This window comes from Rhizobium sp. 01T444, from assembly GCF_056398305.1.
The window spans coordinates 1-542 of sequence record NZ_JBFTPD010000370.1 but is presented as its reverse complement, the minus strand read 5'-3'; the positions used below and the strand labels follow the sequence as shown (position 1 = coordinate 542).

General features: G+C 63.0%; 1 pseudogene. It reads right to left on the bottom strand.

Features of this window, described 5'->3' with window-relative positions:
- A pseudogene (locus tag AC1DTN_RS38990) lies at positions 1-461 on the bottom strand (hypothetical protein); the annotation flags it as partial.
- Positions 462-542 lie beyond the last annotated feature (81 nt).

The window sequence follows — 542 nt, the reverse complement described above, 5'->3', positions numbered from 1 at the left end:
GCTTCAAGATGCCATTCGCCCAGCGGCTCCTTGACCCCGGCGAAGCCGAAGTACGTTCCCGCAGTCGACTTGAGGTTGAGCACGCCGTGGATGGCGACGTTGCCCAGCCCGAACTGGGCGATTTCGTCGAGTTCGAAGTCGCTGGCATGGAACGGCGGGGCCTCCAGGTCGATGTAGAACGGTTGTCGGCTCGCCAGCCACCATTTGAGKGACCCGCGTTGCGCCAGCTCGAATGTGTTCCCTATCCGATGCAGGTAGGCCTCTTCATGGCCGCTCGCCAGCATGTGAGTGAGCTTCAGCTGGCCTGCGTCGAGTTCGCCATGGCCCAGGATGAAGCCCCGGTATGGGAAGAATCTTCGCAACGGGCCTTCGAGCCAGGGCAGGAGGTATTCCGACGAAAGAGGCCGATACCTGACGGCATCCAGCCATAGCCGCAGATCGGCTTGGGTGAGATGTGTCATCGGAGCCACGCCGCGGCACCGCGGTCGCCTTCATCGAAGCCCGGCGAGTGCGGGACGGACAAGTTGTTGCGCGTCTGGTCC